Below are 16,801 nucleotides of genomic sequence, written 5' to 3'. Positions count from 1 at the left end.
TCCTGTTCACTCTGTTTTTTCTATTTCCCTTATTAAGGAAAACAGCTCCGTCGACAGGAACTTTATGCTGAACTCAATTAAAAATTTCATTCAGTTAACGCCGGAATTTGCTACCAGTGGTCAGCCCACCGCCGATGAATTTACGGCAATTGCCGCTGCGGGTTTTCGCCATGTCATCAATCTGGCCATGCCGGATCATCCTCAGGCACTTGTCCATGAAGGCGCTTTGGTTACCTCTCTGGGAATGAACTATATCCATATTCCGGTGGCATTTGATCAACCCCGAAAAGATCAGCTGCGGATGTTTTGCCAGGTCTTACAATTCATACGGCACGAAAAAGTATTTGTTCATTGCATCATGAATTATCGGGTGTCGGCATTTATGTTTCATTATTTGACCAAAGTTGAGCATCGCAGTGAGCGAGCTGCACGGTCACCGATGTTTGAGCAATGGCATCCCGACGAGGTTTGGAAAGAGTTGTTATCCTGGAGTGCTGAAGACATTGGCCTTAACCAGTAATTCAGAATGACCGTCATGACGACAGCTTTGTGGAGGTGGCATGATCTCCGTCTGTGGTTCTTGAGAACCTCTGAAAAATGGCCTATTTTCGCGCCGGACATTGTCAGCTCCAGTCTGACATCCTCATTTACACTGGTAAACTGCGGTGTTGCGAGTGGTGCTTCCTCGCCGGCATCAAAACTATTCCTATTCTTCAGAGGCCCCTTGTATACTCCGCCCTTCTCATTCTTTGGTCTCAGGATTTTTAGTATGCGCGCTCTTATCGTCAGTTTTTTCAGTTCGGCGGCGGGGTTGTTGTGTTACTTGCTGGCAGATTATGGACTGCGGCATTATTCCTTTGGTGACACGCCATTGTATGACCGGATGTCCAGGTGGAAATTTTTCTTCAAGTCTACCCGTGATCATTCTGGTGAAGCTGAGATGTTGCCGGCCATATCTCCTGTGATTTATGAGCAACGTATTATCATGACACTGATTGTGTCTGCCATTATCTTGGGCATATGGGCTTTTGGTATGGCTTTGCTGGCTGGTAAATTAACCGGGAAACGCAGCCTTGCTTCGCGCGCTGTATTGTTGGCGTTGATAACCATTGTGGCCCCTGTTTACCTCTTATATCAATGGTGACCAATCCCCCAGAAAACTGAGTTTGCCATTGTCACCGTCACTCTGTTACAGGTGTTTCAGGTTGTCATTCTATCGGTTTTAAGACGAACAGCACCTTTCTCTTATAAAGCCTTCACAGTTCCGGATATTGCCGGTGGGAATACCACTGTGGTTGATAGTATTCTGCCGGTTCCTGCTGACAGGTCTGCTGAATCGCCTCTGTCATGTTGTCCTATATGGTTCTGTGTTTCAGCGTTGGTTGTATTCGTACAATAACAACATTAGGGATTTTTAATCATGCTTCATATAAATATTAACAATTTTATTCGTGCCGTTACCTGCGTCGGTGTATTGGCGATTGGGTCGCATGTGCTGGCGGCATATGATGTGGAAAAACTGGACCGTGGTGTGGTAGCAGTTGCACAGAACAATTCTGTCTTTTTAAGCTGGCGGTGGCTTGGTAACGAAACCGACAACACCGGTTTTAACATTTATCGTGACGGGGTCCGGATCAACAGCTCGCCAGTAACGAGTAAAACCAACTATGTTGATTATGATGGTAACGTCTGGAATCGCTACACAGTAGCAGCGGTGATCAACGGTGTAGAGCAATCTTCATCATCGGCCGTCACGCCGTGGAATGATATTGCCCTTCGCATTCCTTTGCAGCGTCCTGGCGGCGGTACCACTCCTGATGGCAGCTACTACACGTATACGCCTAATGATGCATCGGTGGCAGATCTCGATGGCGATGGTCAATACGAGATTATTCTCAAATGGGACCCTTCCAACAGCAAAGATAACTCCCAGAAAGGCTATACCGGTAACGTATATATTGATGCCTATGAGCTGGATGGTACCCGGCTGTGGCGGATTGACCTTGGTCGTAACATTCGCGCTGGAGCACACTATACCCAGTTTATTGCCTATGATCTGGATAGTGACGGCAAAGCCGAAGTGGCCATGCGCACCAGCGATGGCAGTGTTGATGGCACCGGGGCTGTGATTGGTAATCGTGATGCCGATTATCGGAACTCCAATGGTTATGTGCTCAGCGGTCCTGAGTATCTCACCATTTTTAACGGAGCCACCGGGCAGATGCTTGCCAAAACCGATTATGTACCGGCGCGAGGCAGCGTTTCCTCGTGGGGTGACAGTTACGGTAACCGGGTGGACCGTTTCCTCGCCGGCCTGGCCTGGCTGGATGGTGAAAAGCCCAGTTTGATCATGGCAAGAGGCTATTACACCCGTGCCGTAGTGACGGCATGGGATTGGCGCAATGGTCAGCTGCGGCAGCGCTGGGTGGCCGATTCAAACCAAGGCATGGGAGCGCTGGCTGGACAAGGCGCTCACAGTCTCAGTGTGGCAGATGTCGATAATGATGGTCGTCAGGAAATTATTTATGGCGCTGCGACGCTGAATGATAACGGCAGTTTGATGTATTCCACCGGACTGGGACATGGTGATGCGCTGCATGTTTCTGACTTGCGGCCGGATTATCCAGGGCTGGAAGTTTACATGGTGCATGAAACGCCTTCGAAATATGGTAATCACGGCTCAGAAATGCATAACGCCGCTACCGGTGAAATCATCTGGGGAGTTTCAGGCGAAGGTTCCGATGTTGGTCGTGGCGTCGCTATCGATATCGACCCCCGTTATCCCGGTTATGAAGCCTGGGCCAGTCGTGGCGGCCTGCGCTCTTCCAGTGGCAATCTGATTTCCAGCTCACGTCCTTCCGCCATGAACTTTGCGGTCTATTGGGATGGTGACCTGGGGCGGGAGCTACTGGATGGCACCACGATCAGCAAATGGGATTACTACAACTCGTCCATGTCGACGCTGCTGGCTGCCGGAAACTGGTCGGTGTCGTCCAACAATTCCACCAAGGCCACACCGGCACTCTCTGCGGACATTCTTGGGGATTGGCGTGAAGAGGTCATCTGGCGGGCCAACAGTGGCGATGCTTTGTTATTGTTTACCAGTACTCATGAGTCGTCTTATCGGCTGCGGACACTCATGCATGATCCTCAGTATCGTGCCGCAGTGGCCTGGCAGAACGTGGGTTATAACCAACCTCCGCATCCTGGGTTTTTCCTCGGTTATGATATGGCACAACCACCCATGCTGGCATTAAACCCGGTATCGGCTCAGGCAGATTTACCGGCATCGGTGGAACTGTTCAGCAGTGTCAATAACGGTGCGGTCAGTTTGAACTGGAACATCTATAACGCCAATATCCGCGGCCTTGAGGTGTATCGTGATACCGATTCGAATCCATCCGGCAGAACCCGGATCGCCATCGTATCTGCCGGCACCAGAGCCTACACAGATACTACTGTTGAACGGGGCGGGACTTACTACTACTGGATTAAAATGACCGAACAGAACGGCACGGTTACCAACTCCAATGGTGCACAGGCTGTTGTTCCTGGTTTCAATAATGGTGCGTCCACCGACGGTGGAACTGCTGCTGATGACACCAACAATACGAGTGGTGAGGAAAAATCTTCGAGTGATGTTGCCGATGGAACCAGTGACAGCGTAACCAATGACCCATCTGAAACCAGTACTGATCATACCAGTCCGGGCTCCACTGACGTGGCCGATAATCAGAGCGCTACGCAGACAGACAGCGGTACGAACCAGTCTGTCAGCTTATCGGCCGGTTCTTTTTGGCCACTCAGTTCGTTAGTGTTACTGCTGCCACTGATCGCCTGCCGACGTAAAGGTTCCTGATATCGTTCCAATTGATGCTTGACCGGGTATCTGTATAAATATACAGTTATCCGGTCTGAACGGTTTAACCAGGAGTATAGATTTATGGCAGTGGTGACTTTATTTATGTCTGATCGTGATGAAAGCAGAACATTTACCAGTAAGAAAGAAGCGGATGCCTATGACAAGATGCTGGAACTTGCCGAAGGCATCAGTCATTTTGTGGGTCGTGAAATCGACGGATTGAGTGAACGACAAGCTGAAGACATCGGCATTCTGTTCGCACGCCATGCCGAAGTTCTGGCCGCTGCGATGAAAGGAAAGACCGACGTCCTGTTCGAACCGTTGGCACAACAGGAAGACTCCTCAGAAGATAAAAAAGCAGAGTCTTCCAGTCATCTCAGCGCGGTGGGTGAATAACCACCATCATTGTATTTCAGTGGCAAACAGGCGTTTCAATATTGCCTGTTCCTGCTCCAAACGGGCTTCTGCCCGACACGGAAACGTTACCACAAACTTATGTTTGGCACCGTCGTTGGTGGTAAACCTGACCTTTGGCAGGGCATCCTGTTGAATCAGGCGCTTCCCGCGAATCTGGGTTAAAAATTTGGGATTCTCCTGCTGAAAGGTATCCCAGTATTCTTCCAGAATCGTGCTCAGGAGATTGTGATATACGTTCACCTGTCTGGCGTTTGGTTCCAGATAAATATTAAAGCTATGAATCATATATGGCCGGATGAACGAGTGGTTGGTAATTCCGGCGCTCAAAAACAGGCTGTTGGGAATGACCAGCGTTTTTCCGGTTGCTGAATAAAAATCCGGCTCCAGTTCTTTCAAAGTGGTGGTCAGAAAATTCTGGTCCACCACATATCCGAGATAATCCCCAGACTCAATAATATCGCCGATGGAAAATGGTCGGCTGCTCATGCGCAGAATCGTACCACTGAAACATAAAATCAGTTCTTTGGTGGCAATGACGATGGCCACGGCAAAGGCCGTCAATGACAGAGCAAAGGTCTGAATCTGAGGCGCCCAGATCAGCACCAGACTGATCACCAGTACCAGATAGGAGGTGTTTTTGACGATGTTGGTCCAACGCAATTTCAACTCATCAGACAATTTTTCCTGGCGCTTGATCTGCCGGTGCAGGACCCAGCGGCATAATCCGAGTGCCAGGATCAGAGTAATGGTGGCGGGAATTCCTCGGCTTGCCACGACATCGATAAAATGAACACTTGCCTCAATAATTCTGTTCATGGTTCTTGGTAATCAATCCTTTAAAAGCTCAAAAAAAGGGTGGATAAGGTTGCCCGATGTAATCTGAACGCGCTCATAACAGAAACACCAGTCTCTGATGACTGTCTGATGACACGCGACCCAATAGGGATTTGTGACGGGTGATTTAACTTACAGTTTAGACGTAATTGCCTGAAATGCTGTGTTGTTGTCATCACTGCGCTTAAGACAACGGGACTTTAAGACCTGGCTGATGCCTGAGAGAGTCACGCGGCTGGCCAGTAAAATGACATTGTGTGAGCGGTGTCTGAAAAATGATGCAAACAAGTTAGCATCCTGTTGTCTGAGCGAATGACTGCGTTGTTATCGTTATGATGTTTACTTAAATGCCAGGGTCGGGATTTTGCTGTGCAAAAAATTTCGGCCGGCGCGCAGTGTTGAAAATAATGATGGTGTTGAACCGAGAGATCCAGGCTTTTTTAGGATCACTGTCGACACAGGTAATTTTATTCAACACATTTCTCAACACAGGCCTTTCCCTGGTCTGTCCTTCAGATTGTTGTACTCGAACTCAAATCAACGGTTTGCGTCGGTAAAACAGCAGACTTGGCATGGCCAGACCAATGGCCAGTGCGGCGATGATAGATGTGCCTTTGATAAAGTTCTCGGCAAAAATTTTCCAGATTTCGAGGGAAAAACCACGATGGTTGATTTCAACGATGGCAATCATGGCTTTGTATACGTAAACGCCCGGCACCATTGGAATCATCGCGGCCACGGTAAATACCTTGGGTGGTACATTTAATTTCTGCGACCAATAAACCCCAACCAGACCGACGCTGGATGCAGCGGTAAAAGTAGCCCACTCAACCTGCATGCCACCCTGGGTTAGCAATAACATGCGCAAGCCGTGTCCAAGTGCCCCGCCAAGTGCGCAATATGCCAGATACTTTGGCGGTACATTAAACACCATGGCAAAGCCAATGGCTGGAATCGCGGCAAAAAACATATCGTTTGCCAATGCAATCAGGATATCCATCAGACCCATCCCCAGACTCCCAGTAATGTGGTGGCGGCAATAATACCGATACAGGTTGCCAGACTTAGCAGACTGGCAAACACCCAACGGGCGATGCCCATGTTGACATAACCTTTGACCATATCCGATACCGAGTTAATCAATGGAAAACCCGGCACCAGCATCAAAACCGAACTGGCCATGGCCAGGAACGGATGATTGCCTATTTCGTAGATTTCCGCCTGAGCGGCAATGAGTGTGGTAACAAATGACGTCACACCAAAATTCATGAGCGGATTGAAATGACGTTGAGCAATTTCCTGGCGTACAAACATGCCTACGCTTGACGCCAGAAATGTCCAGCCGAACAGCAGCCAGTCGCCGCCGGCAAGGCGACAGAATGATGCACAGGACAGGCCGATCATAAACACCACCAGCCAGCGGTTGTGTTTGTAAGGTTCAATGGAATGAAGGCGTTTTCTGACCTCAGCAACGTCGATCGCATTGTTTTCTGCATCGACAACCACCTGCTGCACCTCACTGACGATATGCATATTGATACCTCTGTCCGGGCAACGGCGTGCAGTCGTAATGCAATAGTCATTCACCAGTGTGGTGACGACCATTGAGCTGGCCGAAAGTGACACCTCAACACTGTCAAGGCCGAGCGCTTCCCCCAGGCGACAACACAGGCTGCCAACCATCTGGCTTTCCGCACCATGTTGCAGCAACATCTGACCGGTCTTGATGACAAGGCGCGACAGTTCGCGCTGATACTCTTCACTAATCGGGGTGGACATCTTCTATACCTTAAAATGCTGGCATTGTGGATTCAGGGGAGTAAACAATCATATAAAGGATACTGTCAATGATTCCCGCCCAGGCAAGGGAGCGATAACAGAAATCTGCAAATACCTGTCCGCCAGGACCTGTTGATATTCAAATTGTTGAGCTTCTTCAGACTGAACCCTTTGGTCTGAAACCCGTGTTGGCTCAGACCGTAGTGGTTCGACCATGGTTTTGATTGACTGAACTCATTGCGTGTGTCTGGCCTGAACAAACACTGGCGTTCTGCAGGTCATCAAAGTTTGCGTCGATGGGCCTTAGCATAGCAATGCCATCGTTGAATAAAATGATATCCATCAATCCAGGTAAGTGGTGTCAGCCGGTTCTGATCGTTTCAGCGTGCTCGCGGATACAGGACGAATTTGTACGGTGACACCGTTCAATACTGCATTGCCGGACAAAAGGTCTACCTGCTGACTGTCGGTGAGATCATTCAGGCTGACCCCGGCATTTGCGGATGCTGTTTGCCAGCCCACGCCAGATCGGTGATGGCCCCAACCGTGTGGAATACTGACCACCCCGGGCATTATGTTTTCTGTGATTTCGGCCGCAATGCGAACGGTACCGGCAGTTGAAACAACGTCCACCAGCGTATCGTTTTCAATGTAATGGTCGCGGGCATCCTGAGGGTGAATCATCAATGTACAGCGTGGTTTGCCTTTGATCAGCCGGTGGCTGTTGTGCAGCCAGGAATTGTTGCTGCGGATATGGCGCCGGCCAATTAGTTTGAGACCAGATTCCGGTTCGGGGTGCAGCAGTGTCTTAACACGTGCCAGGTCATCAAGATAAAGCTGCGGAGCCAATTGAATCTGACCGTCGCGGGTACGCAGGCGTTGTCGCAGAATCGGTTGCAGCGGTCCAAGATCCACACCATGTGGATGTTGTTGCAAATACTTCAGGCTCAGCCCTTTGGGCAAGTCACGATACTGCGTATTCATGGCACCGTTAAGCCATAGCCGGCGTAGAGGGTTGCGCGATGAAAGGCGATTCAGCAGGGGTTCCAGCCATGATCCCCAGATCCGGCTTCCCGGCAGGGTACGGCCATAGGGCCCCAGTTGCAGCAGCAGGCCTGCCAGACCATCCGCTCCCAGTCGCTGATCGAAACGATGGCGCAGTCTGGCCGATATTCCGGTGTTGTTCAGACGTGCCGCCAACTGCAGAAATATTTCCCAGTCATGAAGGCTGCCAGATTCAGGCATAAAGACCGGTGGGGAGTATTTGACGGTGTTACGCACGGCGAGGATGGGAAAAATAATATCCATATGACTGCGTTCGAGGGGCCCGGTGGGCGGCAGAATGATATCGGCATGGCGGGAGGTCTCGGTAATATAGCTGTCTATGCTCACCATAAAATCGAGTTGCTCCAGTGCCTGATCCAGTTGTGATCCATTGGGAGCGGACAGCACCGGATTTCCGGCGACCACGACCATGGCCCGGATTTTTTCCTTGCTGTCGGTGAGCATTTCTTCGGCCAGAACGGCACTGGGTAGCTCGCCTCCGAACTCCGGTAGTTGACGTACACTGCTGTGATAACGGCCGAAACTGCCGCGTCCTCCCATACTGATCATATCGATGGCCGGCAGGGTGAACATTAAACCACCACGGCTGTCGAGATGACCGGTCAGAGTGTTCAGACAGTAGATCAACCAGCTGCACAAGGCTCCGTAAGCCTGGGTACTGACACCCATTCGACCATATAGCGCAGCGCGTCTGGTACCGGCCAGCTGCCGGCTCAGAAGTCGTATGCGTTGCGCCGGAATACCGGTTGCTTCGGCCACTGTCTCGGGAGAGTAATCGTGACAATGGTGGCGCACAGTCTCGACCCCCTTAAGGATTTCGCCAAGGTGGCCGCTGTCGGTCAATTGTTCTTCGAACACGGTATACAACATGGCCAACAGTAACAGCACATCGGTGCCCGGCCGGATAAACAGGTGTTCATCGGCCACCCGGCTGGTTTCGGTTTTACGGGGATCAATGACGATCACTTGTCCGTCACGGGCGCGGATATTTTTCAACCGTTTCTCTATGCCGGCCGCCGTCATCAGGCTGCCATTGGAAGCCACCGGATTGGCTCCGATACAGATAAACAGATCGGTGTTATCGATATCCACCACTGGAAACAGATTCTGGTGTCCAAACATTTGCAGGTTGGCCAGCATATGGGGTAACTGATCCAGAGATGTGGCAGAAAACCGTTTACGACTTCCCAGCGCCTTCAGCAGACTCCGTATATGAAGCATGTTGCCATGGTTGTGTACATTGGGATTACCAAGATAGATGCCGGTGCTGTGCCGACCAAAACGGTTCTTAATATCTGTCAGTCGTTGAGCGGTAAAGTCCAGTGCTTCCTGCCAACTGATCTCCTGCCAGCCATCGTCAGTTCGCCGTAACGGCTGACGCAGACGATCAGGATCATTCTGAATGTCCTGCAAGGCAACTGCCTTGGGGCAGATAAAGCCCTTACTGAATGGGTCCTCGGTGTCTCCTTTGATGGATAACACCGTGTTGTCTTCAGTCTCAATACGAATGCCGCACATGGCTTCACAGAGATTGCAGTTTCGGAAATGAGTTTTGATCATCCGGGAGTCCGCTATATTGTTGTTATTGTTATTACGACTGTTCCACGACTGAAACAGAACAACAAGAGGTCCATTGGTCTGAGCCTGGATTGATGTCAGCAGGTCTAAAAATGCACCGTGGTGACAATGACTGTTGCCGATATCTCATGTGCATCGGAGGTGTTGAGGGGAACGGTCGATGTCAGGACTGACATCGACCCGATGAGGAGCGTTACTGGCAAACGAAGCTGTCAGCGCTTTCCGGGTTTCCGCCGACATAGGTGGCGACTTCCGGATAAGGGCAGAGTTTCCGCGTGCGGGTTGGTGACCAGTCTGCCGGTACTTCCGGATTGTCAGCTCTGACCTTTGCTGTGACCGACTGAGGTTCCTGATCGTTCTCGACCCAGTTCACCAGTTGTTCGAACAGATTGAAGTCATCCGTGGCGGGTCCGCCGGAGCAATGGTTCATGCCAGGAACCGGGTACAGTTTGGCAAATCGGTCAGCATGACCGTGATAATTACGGTTCAGCCTGCGATACCAGTTTTCAGTATCCAGATATGAAAACACCGGATCCGACACCCCGTGGAACAGGATGATCTTGCCGCCGGATCGTTTGAGTTTTTTCAGTTTGGGGTTTCTGGCATCAGGAGGCGTCATGAACGACATGGCAGACTCACGATAGTTACGGTTACGTTTATAGATTTTCCAACTGTCGCGGTTAAGATCAAAATCCAGCAGGAAATTCAACAGAGAATCGGGATCCCCGTCGACTTTGGTTGGGGGAGTGGTAAAAATCTGAGCCAGGGAACTTGCTCCCATGACGGCAATTAAAGGCAGGTTGTCCCACGGTGGAATCGGACTTTGGACTTTCCAGAAACGCCAGTCGCTACCACTGATGCCCGGATCCCAGGCCCATTCACTATACAACTGAGCGCCGTGTGCATTCCTGGGACCGGCAAAAATGGTTGTCAGCGCCTGTGCCTGAGCCTCTGAGATACACTGTTCCTGGTTATCGTTTTGACAAACGGCGGTATTGATATCGAAGTTCTCCTGACAGGCTGCTATATCGGAAACGATGCCATCTTCAAGTCCATCCAGGGCATCGCAGCTCTGATTGATGGCAGTGCCAACAGCCGCCAGATCGGCAGGGGAGAATGAGGTGCGCAGATCACCGGTGAGTGCATTCAGGGTTTGCACATCCAGGGCATGCTGCACGGCCGCTTTGGGCAGATTGAAACCAGGTGCTCCCACTAAAATCCCATCGAATTGATCACCAAAGCGTGAAGCGGCAACCATGCCGTGACGACCGCCATTAGAACAGCCTATACCATAAGAACTGACCGGTGCCTCGCCATAATAGCTGGCCAGAATCTGCTTGCCGATCGGCGTCAGCGTTTCAACGGCTTTATAGCCGTAATACAGCCTTGCTTCAGGATCGAGTCCGAAACGAGAACCGGCTGCCAGCTGGGCATCCGGATACGAAGCGCCATCGTGTCCGGCATCTGATGACAACACCGCATAACCGATCCCCAGAGCGGTCCTCTGAGTATTGCCGCCCAATAACGGACCGAAAGCCGGTACAACTGTTCCATCGTTACCACCGTTAAACTGATGTACAAAGCGACCATTCCAATCGTCTGGCAGGCGTATTTCAAAATGAATGGCGTAATCATGACCATCTTGCCCGGTGCGTTCCGCTGCCAGCGCATCGATACGACAATGTGCTATCGGGCTGCCAGCCCCAGCCGGGACTTCTTCGCTGCTGAGCACTCTGACTCCAGTGATACCCAGAGCTTCAGTGCTGACCTGCGGGCAGGACATTTGTGCGTATGCGGATGAAGTGGCGGACAGAGCGATTAACAACCCGGCTCGTGGTCCATATTTGGATAAAAGAATGTGCTTATTCATAACCAGTTACTCTCGACTTTGAATTGTTGTATTTATTTTGGGGAGTCGTGCGACATGTCAAGATGCCTGATAATGAAGCTCAGGTAAACGGTCTATAGATTTTTTTAACGTTGAATAGAACTAAATTATGATGCCCGAAAAACTTCGGGCTTTGATGCATGCTTTGATCACACCGTATGATGAGGTGTCAGACCTTTTTGACAAATTCGGACTTGAGTTTCATAGCGCCAATACCGTCGATTTTGCAGTCGATGTCGTGATCGCCATCCACCAGGCGGATGTTTTTGACTTTAGTGCCTACTTTGACCACCAGGGAAGAGCCTTTGACTTTCAGATCCTTGATGACCGTAATCGTGTCGCCATCGTGCAGTTCATTGCCGTTAGCATCACGAAAGACTTTTTCATCACTGGCCGTGCCACCAGTCTCTTCTTTTGACCATTCGTGCGCGCACTCGGGGCAGACGAACATATTGCCATCTTCGTAGGTGTATTCTGAGTTGCACTGAGGGCAATTAGGTAAGGTGCTCATTCGTTTTCCTGTCTGGATAATTGAGGGCGGCATTCTAGCACAACAACTATTGCCGGTGTTGATGGGCTGGGGCCAGCCAAAAAAAAGAGCGGCAGGGCCGCTCAATATAGTGTTCCGACAGACAAGTATGCACGGAACGGGGGTGATGTTAACCCGGTAACAATATTACCGGGGCATCACTTTCTGACACGCTCTTAATCGTAGTCGCTTTCACCCAGTGGTGGATAAGCGTTATTGATCAACATGATGAACTGTTTGTGGAACCATCCACCAGCATGTGGAGCCAGAGCCGGGACCACATCAACTGTTGTGTTCTCGCGGCTTTCTCCCGGCATACACATGGTGTCCAGAGATTTGCCGGCATAGACCGGATCACTGGCGGATTCGTAAACTGTGCGATCTATATCGTCCAACGCGGCCACCTCTGCTGCTGACATTTTGGTGTAGTCGAAAGAGATGCCATCAGATTCCCCGGGTGGTTTCATCCAGAAGAAGGCATCCAGATATGGACGGGAAGGATCCGGAGCCGCTTTAGGCACTTCACCAACACCGGCATTGTTGACGTTACACCAGTGACCCCGATGAGGACGTTTGTCGACCCGTTTACTGGAGTCCGTACCTTTGCTACCCGCACCCGGTGTCGGACGACCCGGTGCACCCCAGCCATTTCGGGCAGTATCAATAATGAAGCCCAGCTTATTGGGATCAAATGCCGAATCACCAATAGCATCACCGGTCTTGGTGAAATAATCTTTCAAACGATCAATGTAAGACAGTTCATCCACTGCCGGATTCCACTGGTAGAAATCCTGCAATGCTTGACGGTCATTATAAGAATTGGAAATCAACGGTTCTTCGACTGGAGTATAGCCGGAGGTGTTGGATGCAAAACCGCGGACCATCTCCAGACCTTTTCCATCGAGTACACCATCAGCACCATCAACCAGCTGTTTGAAGTATTTCACGCCACGCTTCATGTTGGTTGTGGAACTTTCATTGTTGTCCCAGCCCAGCCAACCTGCATGGCCGATATCCATGTAAGTATAGACGTTTGGAATGTCAGCAAATTCTCTGATTGCAAGGCGCAGACCGGCGGCATAAAGACCCAGGTTCGGTTTGTCGTTAGTACCTTCACCCTGAACCATTTCGCCATGAGAAATGTCACTCAGAATACGGTCACAGTAGCCGCCATTGGCCAATGATGCGCGCTCTGGATTCAGGCTGGAGTTGGCAGGCTCACCATTAGCACCTTCGTTGGTGTTGGTAATCATGTTCGGGAATGAGTCCGGTTCCAGCATAGCCACAATGCGCAGATCCTTGAATTCCGGTTTTTTGAAGATCTCAACAATTTTACCGATATAGTCATCGCGGTATTGGTCGAAGCCAATACCGTTGGCACCATAAGGATATTCAGATGGCTTGCCTACCTGTATCAGTTTTCCGTTAGAGGCGTAGGCGGCGCAGTCTCTGTCTGGCAGGTTATAAATGATGATAACCACAGTCATTGGTGCCTTGACACCACCATTCTGTTCAGCATGAAACTCCTGCTGGATGCGTGCAGCGTTAAGGTGCTCTTCCAGAGACCGTCTGCCGGCAGCAGGATCACCACTGATGGTTTGGATCGAATCCATCCAAATGGCGCTGGGTTGGCGCTGAACATATTTGATCTTATTGGCCAGTGTGACATCACCACTTTTTTCCACGATGGCCAGGGAGGAATCCATCATGTTTTTAATATCCGGGCTCAGATAAAAATAGGCGTCTGAGAACGGGTTGCCATCAGTTTGTAATGACGCACCCGCAGTACCTTCAACTTCCTGCTCCAGAGGGATGCTACCGTCGTAAGTGCTGTCATCAACGATATCTTCGGCTTCGCTATCTTCAGTCGGTGGAGAGGGTTCATCAGTACCGCTGCCATTGTCAGAACCGTTGTCTGATCCGTTATCGGAGCCATTATCAGAACCGTTGTCTGATCCGTTATCGGAGCCATTATCAGAACCATTGTCTGATCCGTTATCGGAGCCATTGTCAGAACCATTGTCTGATCCGTTATCGGAGCCATTGTCAGAACCGTTGTCTGATCCGTTATCGGAGCCGTTGTCAGAACCATTGTCTGATCCGTTATCGGAGCCATTGTCAGAACCGTTGTCTGATCCGTTATCGGAGCCATTGTCAGAACCGTTGTCTGATCCATTACCGGAACCATTATCGGATCCGCCACCGGAACCGTTATCCCCACCACCCGAATTGTTTTCGGTAATCACAATCATCATGGTTGTCGAGTGGCTCAGGCTACCGTCGCTCACGGTCAGTTTTGCAGTATATTGACCACTGCTGTTATAGCTATGGGAAACAGCGATACCGGACCCAAACGAGCCATCACCAAAATCCCAGCTATACGTCAGCTGATCACCGTCGATATCTGTTGAGCCTGCTGCTGAAAAGTTGACAAGACTGTTATTGGAAGAGGCAGAGATTGCCGCTTCAGGAGCGTGGTTTACCGCTGGTGCAGGGTCGCTGGTCCCGCCGGATGATGAGTTATTATCATTAGAACTGTTTCCGTTGTCCTGCGAACAACCTACTCCCACCATCATCATAAAGGCGACAGCAAGATCACGTCTTCGGTTAGTCATGATTGAATTCCCGCTAGTTGGTTAAAAAGTAAAGCCTTATGGCCCGTTATCTTAAAAGTACAAAGTCCAGGTGACTGTGAATGGTCATCCGACAGACTTGAGGGTGTTGATATATGTGTCTCTATTGCGTCAGTCGTTCCAGTCACGGCCGGATAACTGTTTTTCAGCGAGACCAGGAGACTATTGATTGGCTTTTTGCTGTCCAGAGTGCTGGAACCGGTTTCATCGGATAGCGCTGTAAATGCTGCATGACCGCCAGTAGCATTCCTTTGAACAAGAGCCAAAAGACCCGCACTGTTAACTGCGAAAGCGTGATGATTGGTGTTTACAGTGAAAAACACGTATCCGTTGTCGACGACCAGGGAGTCATTTTTGTCGAGCAATAAAGCAGTCATTAGCGTTCGGCTATTGGTCGTTGTGCCAGAAAATGTATGTATTTGGGTACCGCTGACAGCAGCGCTGTCTACACAAATTGTCATCATAACGTTTCTAGTCGGAGTGTTCGGGTTAAAAGTCCTTTCATAATTTGTTTCGTTTTCCTTGTGATACTTGTTGGCAATAAACTGGATAGTTAACTGCTAAATTAAAAAAAACAAAGCAAGACAGACGAGGGATTTTTTCAAAAAATAATGCCCGGGTCCTGCCGAGTAATGGTATTGACTTTTAACTTTAAATATAAATATGTATCGAAATTGCCTTTTGACCAACTGCGCTCAAACAGCGAATGCATGTCATACATTGCTGCCATTGTTTGTTTTTCTGGCTGTTTACGTATTTTGTTAGTAAGAAAATCAATATAAATATATATACGCAATGCTCGTATTTCTGTGATGTGCATTCGAAAACCGGTTTTTCAAAGATATTGAAAATAAATGCTGACTCAACGTCACGCTGAGGGTGTGATAGGTGTCACTAAAATATCCGGCTATGTTCGCCGTTCAGTATCTGGAGGAGTAAATAATGAGGTTAATAACAGTGTATCGAACATGGCTGGATAATTTTCTAATGTGCCAAAAAATTCCGCCTGTCATAAATCGGCGGAATTTTTAACAGTAATCTCAAGCCATCACTCTGAGGAAATGACCATCAGGATCTCTGGCGACAAAGTTGTAACCAAAGCCAAGTTGAGTGGGGGGTTGAGTAATATTGATACCGTCTGCTGTCCATTTTTGATACAGCTGATCAACGTCCGCTGTAGAGGTTAACGTAATCACCATTTCAGTACTGCCGCCAGGTGCGTTCAGTGTTGGATCGACCTGCTGAGCAGTCCATAAAGCAAAATTAATATGACTGAACTTCAGCATTGCAAAGTGATCGGATGAACGTTGTACAGGACGTTCAAATATCTGTTCATAAAACGCGCAACTGGTATTCAGGTCGCGCACATAAAAGATAAAAAAGTTGGGTTCTGACATCGTGTTTCCTCGTTAAAGTAACCTTTCGGTATGGAGCATTCTGAACAGAGGGCATGTCAGTTATTGTCAGTAGATATGTGTGAGGCGTGCGCTTATTGGTCAAACAACCGTTCAGGTACCTGATAGGTCTGCCGCCATTGTTTGAACAGTGACATGCGGGATTTTGGATAGCGGCTGTTCAGCCGGGTCAGAGCGGAGATGCGATCAGTCCGAAAGTGCCGGACATCCTGGCGTAGCTCGCACCAGCCGATAATGACCCGACTCTGTTCAAAAAAACCGATGGCAAATGGCCAGATGATGCGTTCTGATAACTGGTCGTGGATATCGCGGTATTGCAGTTGAACTTTCTGTTCAATACGGATAGCGGCGCGAATGTCCGCCAGATAACGATGATGTTGGTCCGTCACCCGACTGGGGCCTGTTAACAGTGAGGATGATTCGAGTTCCTGCCGAAGCTCGGCCGGCAGCACCGCACTGATTTTGGCGATCACGTTACGGGCAGCACTCTGTAATTCCGGGTCAGCGTTGTTGACCACCCAGTGGGCACCCAGCATCAATGCTTCGATTTCATTGGAGCCGAGGTTCAGCGGTGGCAGAGTCAGACCCGGTTTCAGGATAAAGCCTATCCCTGCCTCACCGTCGATATCCGCTCCCTGAGCCTGCAACGACGCAATATCGCGATACACCGTTCGAACACTGATATCGAGTTTCTGGGCCAGCGAAGCAGCTGTGACCGGTCGACGATGGCGGCGTAATATCTGTATCAGTTCCAGCAGGCGTTCAGCGCGAGACACATGGTTAACTCTTGTTTTTGGGAAG

General features: G+C 49.9%; 14 protein-coding genes. 4 read left to right on the top strand and 10 right to left on the bottom strand.

The window, feature by feature from the left end; translation table 11 throughout:
• The first annotated feature begins 64 nt into the window (after positions 1–64).
• The 4 genes from YC6258_RS00300 (at position 65) to YC6258_RS00285 (ending at position 4,258) form a co-directional block, all read left to right on the top strand.
• On the top strand, positions 65–520 hold the full coding sequence (locus tag YC6258_RS00300; protein ID WP_052829957.1) for a protein tyrosine phosphatase family protein: 456 nt from the start codon (positions 65–67) through the stop codon (positions 518–520).
• A gap of 249 nt (positions 521–769) precedes the next feature.
• Complete coding sequence (locus YC6258_RS00295) at positions 770–1,144, top strand: hypothetical protein (protein ID WP_044615283.1); 375 nt, start codon at positions 770–772, stop codon at positions 1,142–1,144.
• Between the two features lie 276 nt (positions 1,145–1,420).
• On the top strand, positions 1,421–3,859 hold the full coding sequence (locus YC6258_RS00290) for a rhamnogalacturonan lyase (RefSeq protein ID WP_169748905.1): 2,439 nt from the start codon (positions 1,421–1,423) through the stop codon (positions 3,857–3,859).
• Positions 3,860–3,943: 84 nt separating this feature from the next.
• The gene (locus YC6258_RS00285; protein WP_044615282.1) at positions 3,944–4,258 is read left to right on the top strand and encodes a YebG family protein; all 315 of its coding nucleotides are present in this window, start codon (positions 3,944–3,946) and stop codon (positions 4,256–4,258) included.
• Positions 4,259–4,264: 6 nt separating this feature from the next.
• Here the strand turns inward: YC6258_RS00285 and YC6258_RS00280 are convergent, their stop codons facing one another.
• The 10 genes from YC6258_RS00280 to YC6258_RS00230 all read right to left on the bottom strand — a co-directional run bounded on the left by YC6258_RS00280 (position 4,265) and on the right by YC6258_RS00230 (position 16,776).
• On the bottom strand, positions 4,265–5,095 hold the full coding sequence (locus YC6258_RS00280) for a mechanosensitive ion channel family protein (RefSeq protein WP_052829956.1): 831 nt from the start codon (positions 5,093–5,095) through the stop codon (positions 4,265–4,267).
• 550 nt (positions 5,096–5,645) lie between these two features.
• Positions 5,646–6,113, bottom strand: a complete 468-nt coding sequence (locus YC6258_RS00275) for a threonine/serine exporter family protein (RefSeq protein WP_245626996.1) — start codon at positions 6,111–6,113, stop codon at positions 5,646–5,648.
• A complete protein-coding gene (locus YC6258_RS00270; RefSeq protein WP_044615280.1) occupies positions 6,113–6,892 on the bottom strand; it encodes a threonine/serine exporter family protein in 780 nt (259 codons plus the stop codon). The genes YC6258_RS00275 and YC6258_RS00270 overlap by 1 nt, the downstream gene beginning before the upstream one ends.
• 342 nt (positions 6,893–7,234) lie before the next feature.
• Entirely contained in the window at positions 7,235–9,517 is a 2,283-nt protein-coding gene (locus YC6258_RS00265) for a molybdopterin oxidoreductase family protein (protein WP_044615279.1), read from the bottom strand.
• A 211-nt stretch (positions 9,518–9,728) separates the two neighbouring features.
• Complete coding sequence (locus YC6258_RS00260; RefSeq protein WP_044615278.1) at positions 9,729–11,405, bottom strand: tannase/feruloyl esterase family alpha/beta hydrolase; 1,677 nt, start codon at positions 11,403–11,405, stop codon at positions 9,729–9,731.
• Between the two features lie 187 nt (positions 11,406–11,592).
• Positions 11,593–11,934 (bottom strand): zinc ribbon domain-containing protein YjdM, encoded by a 342-nt coding sequence (locus tag YC6258_RS00255; RefSeq protein WP_044615277.1) that lies wholly within the window; start codon positions 11,932–11,934, stop codon positions 11,593–11,595.
• A gap of 194 nt (positions 11,935–12,128) precedes the next feature.
• Positions 12,129–14,567, bottom strand: coding sequence for a glycoside hydrolase family 6 protein (locus YC6258_RS00250; RefSeq protein WP_044615276.1), 2,439 nt, complete (start codon positions 14,565–14,567; stop codon positions 12,129–12,131).
• Complete coding sequence (locus YC6258_RS00245) at positions 14,564–15,049, bottom strand: hypothetical protein (RefSeq protein ID WP_044615275.1); 486 nt, start codon at positions 15,047–15,049, stop codon at positions 14,564–14,566. Before YC6258_RS00245 ends, YC6258_RS00250 begins: the two co-directional genes overlap by 4 nt.
• A 576-nt stretch (positions 15,050–15,625) precedes the next feature.
• Positions 15,626–15,982 (bottom strand): VOC family protein, encoded by a 357-nt coding sequence (locus YC6258_RS00235; protein ID WP_044615273.1) that lies wholly within the window; start codon positions 15,980–15,982, stop codon positions 15,626–15,628.
• Between the two features lie 92 nt (positions 15,983–16,074).
• The gene (locus YC6258_RS00230; protein ID WP_044615272.1) at positions 16,075–16,776 is read right to left on the bottom strand and encodes a helix-turn-helix transcriptional regulator; all 702 of its coding nucleotides are present in this window, start codon (positions 16,774–16,776) and stop codon (positions 16,075–16,077) included.
• Between the last annotated feature and the right edge of the window lie 25 nt (positions 16,777–16,801).

It is taken from the genome of Gynuella sunshinyii YC6258 (assembly GCF_000940805.1).
Classification (GTDB): domain Bacteria; phylum Pseudomonadota; class Gammaproteobacteria; order Pseudomonadales; family Natronospirillaceae; genus Gynuella; species Gynuella sunshinyii.
Note: the sequence above shows the minus strand (reverse complement) of the source record. Positions and strands in the feature narration are given on the sequence as shown.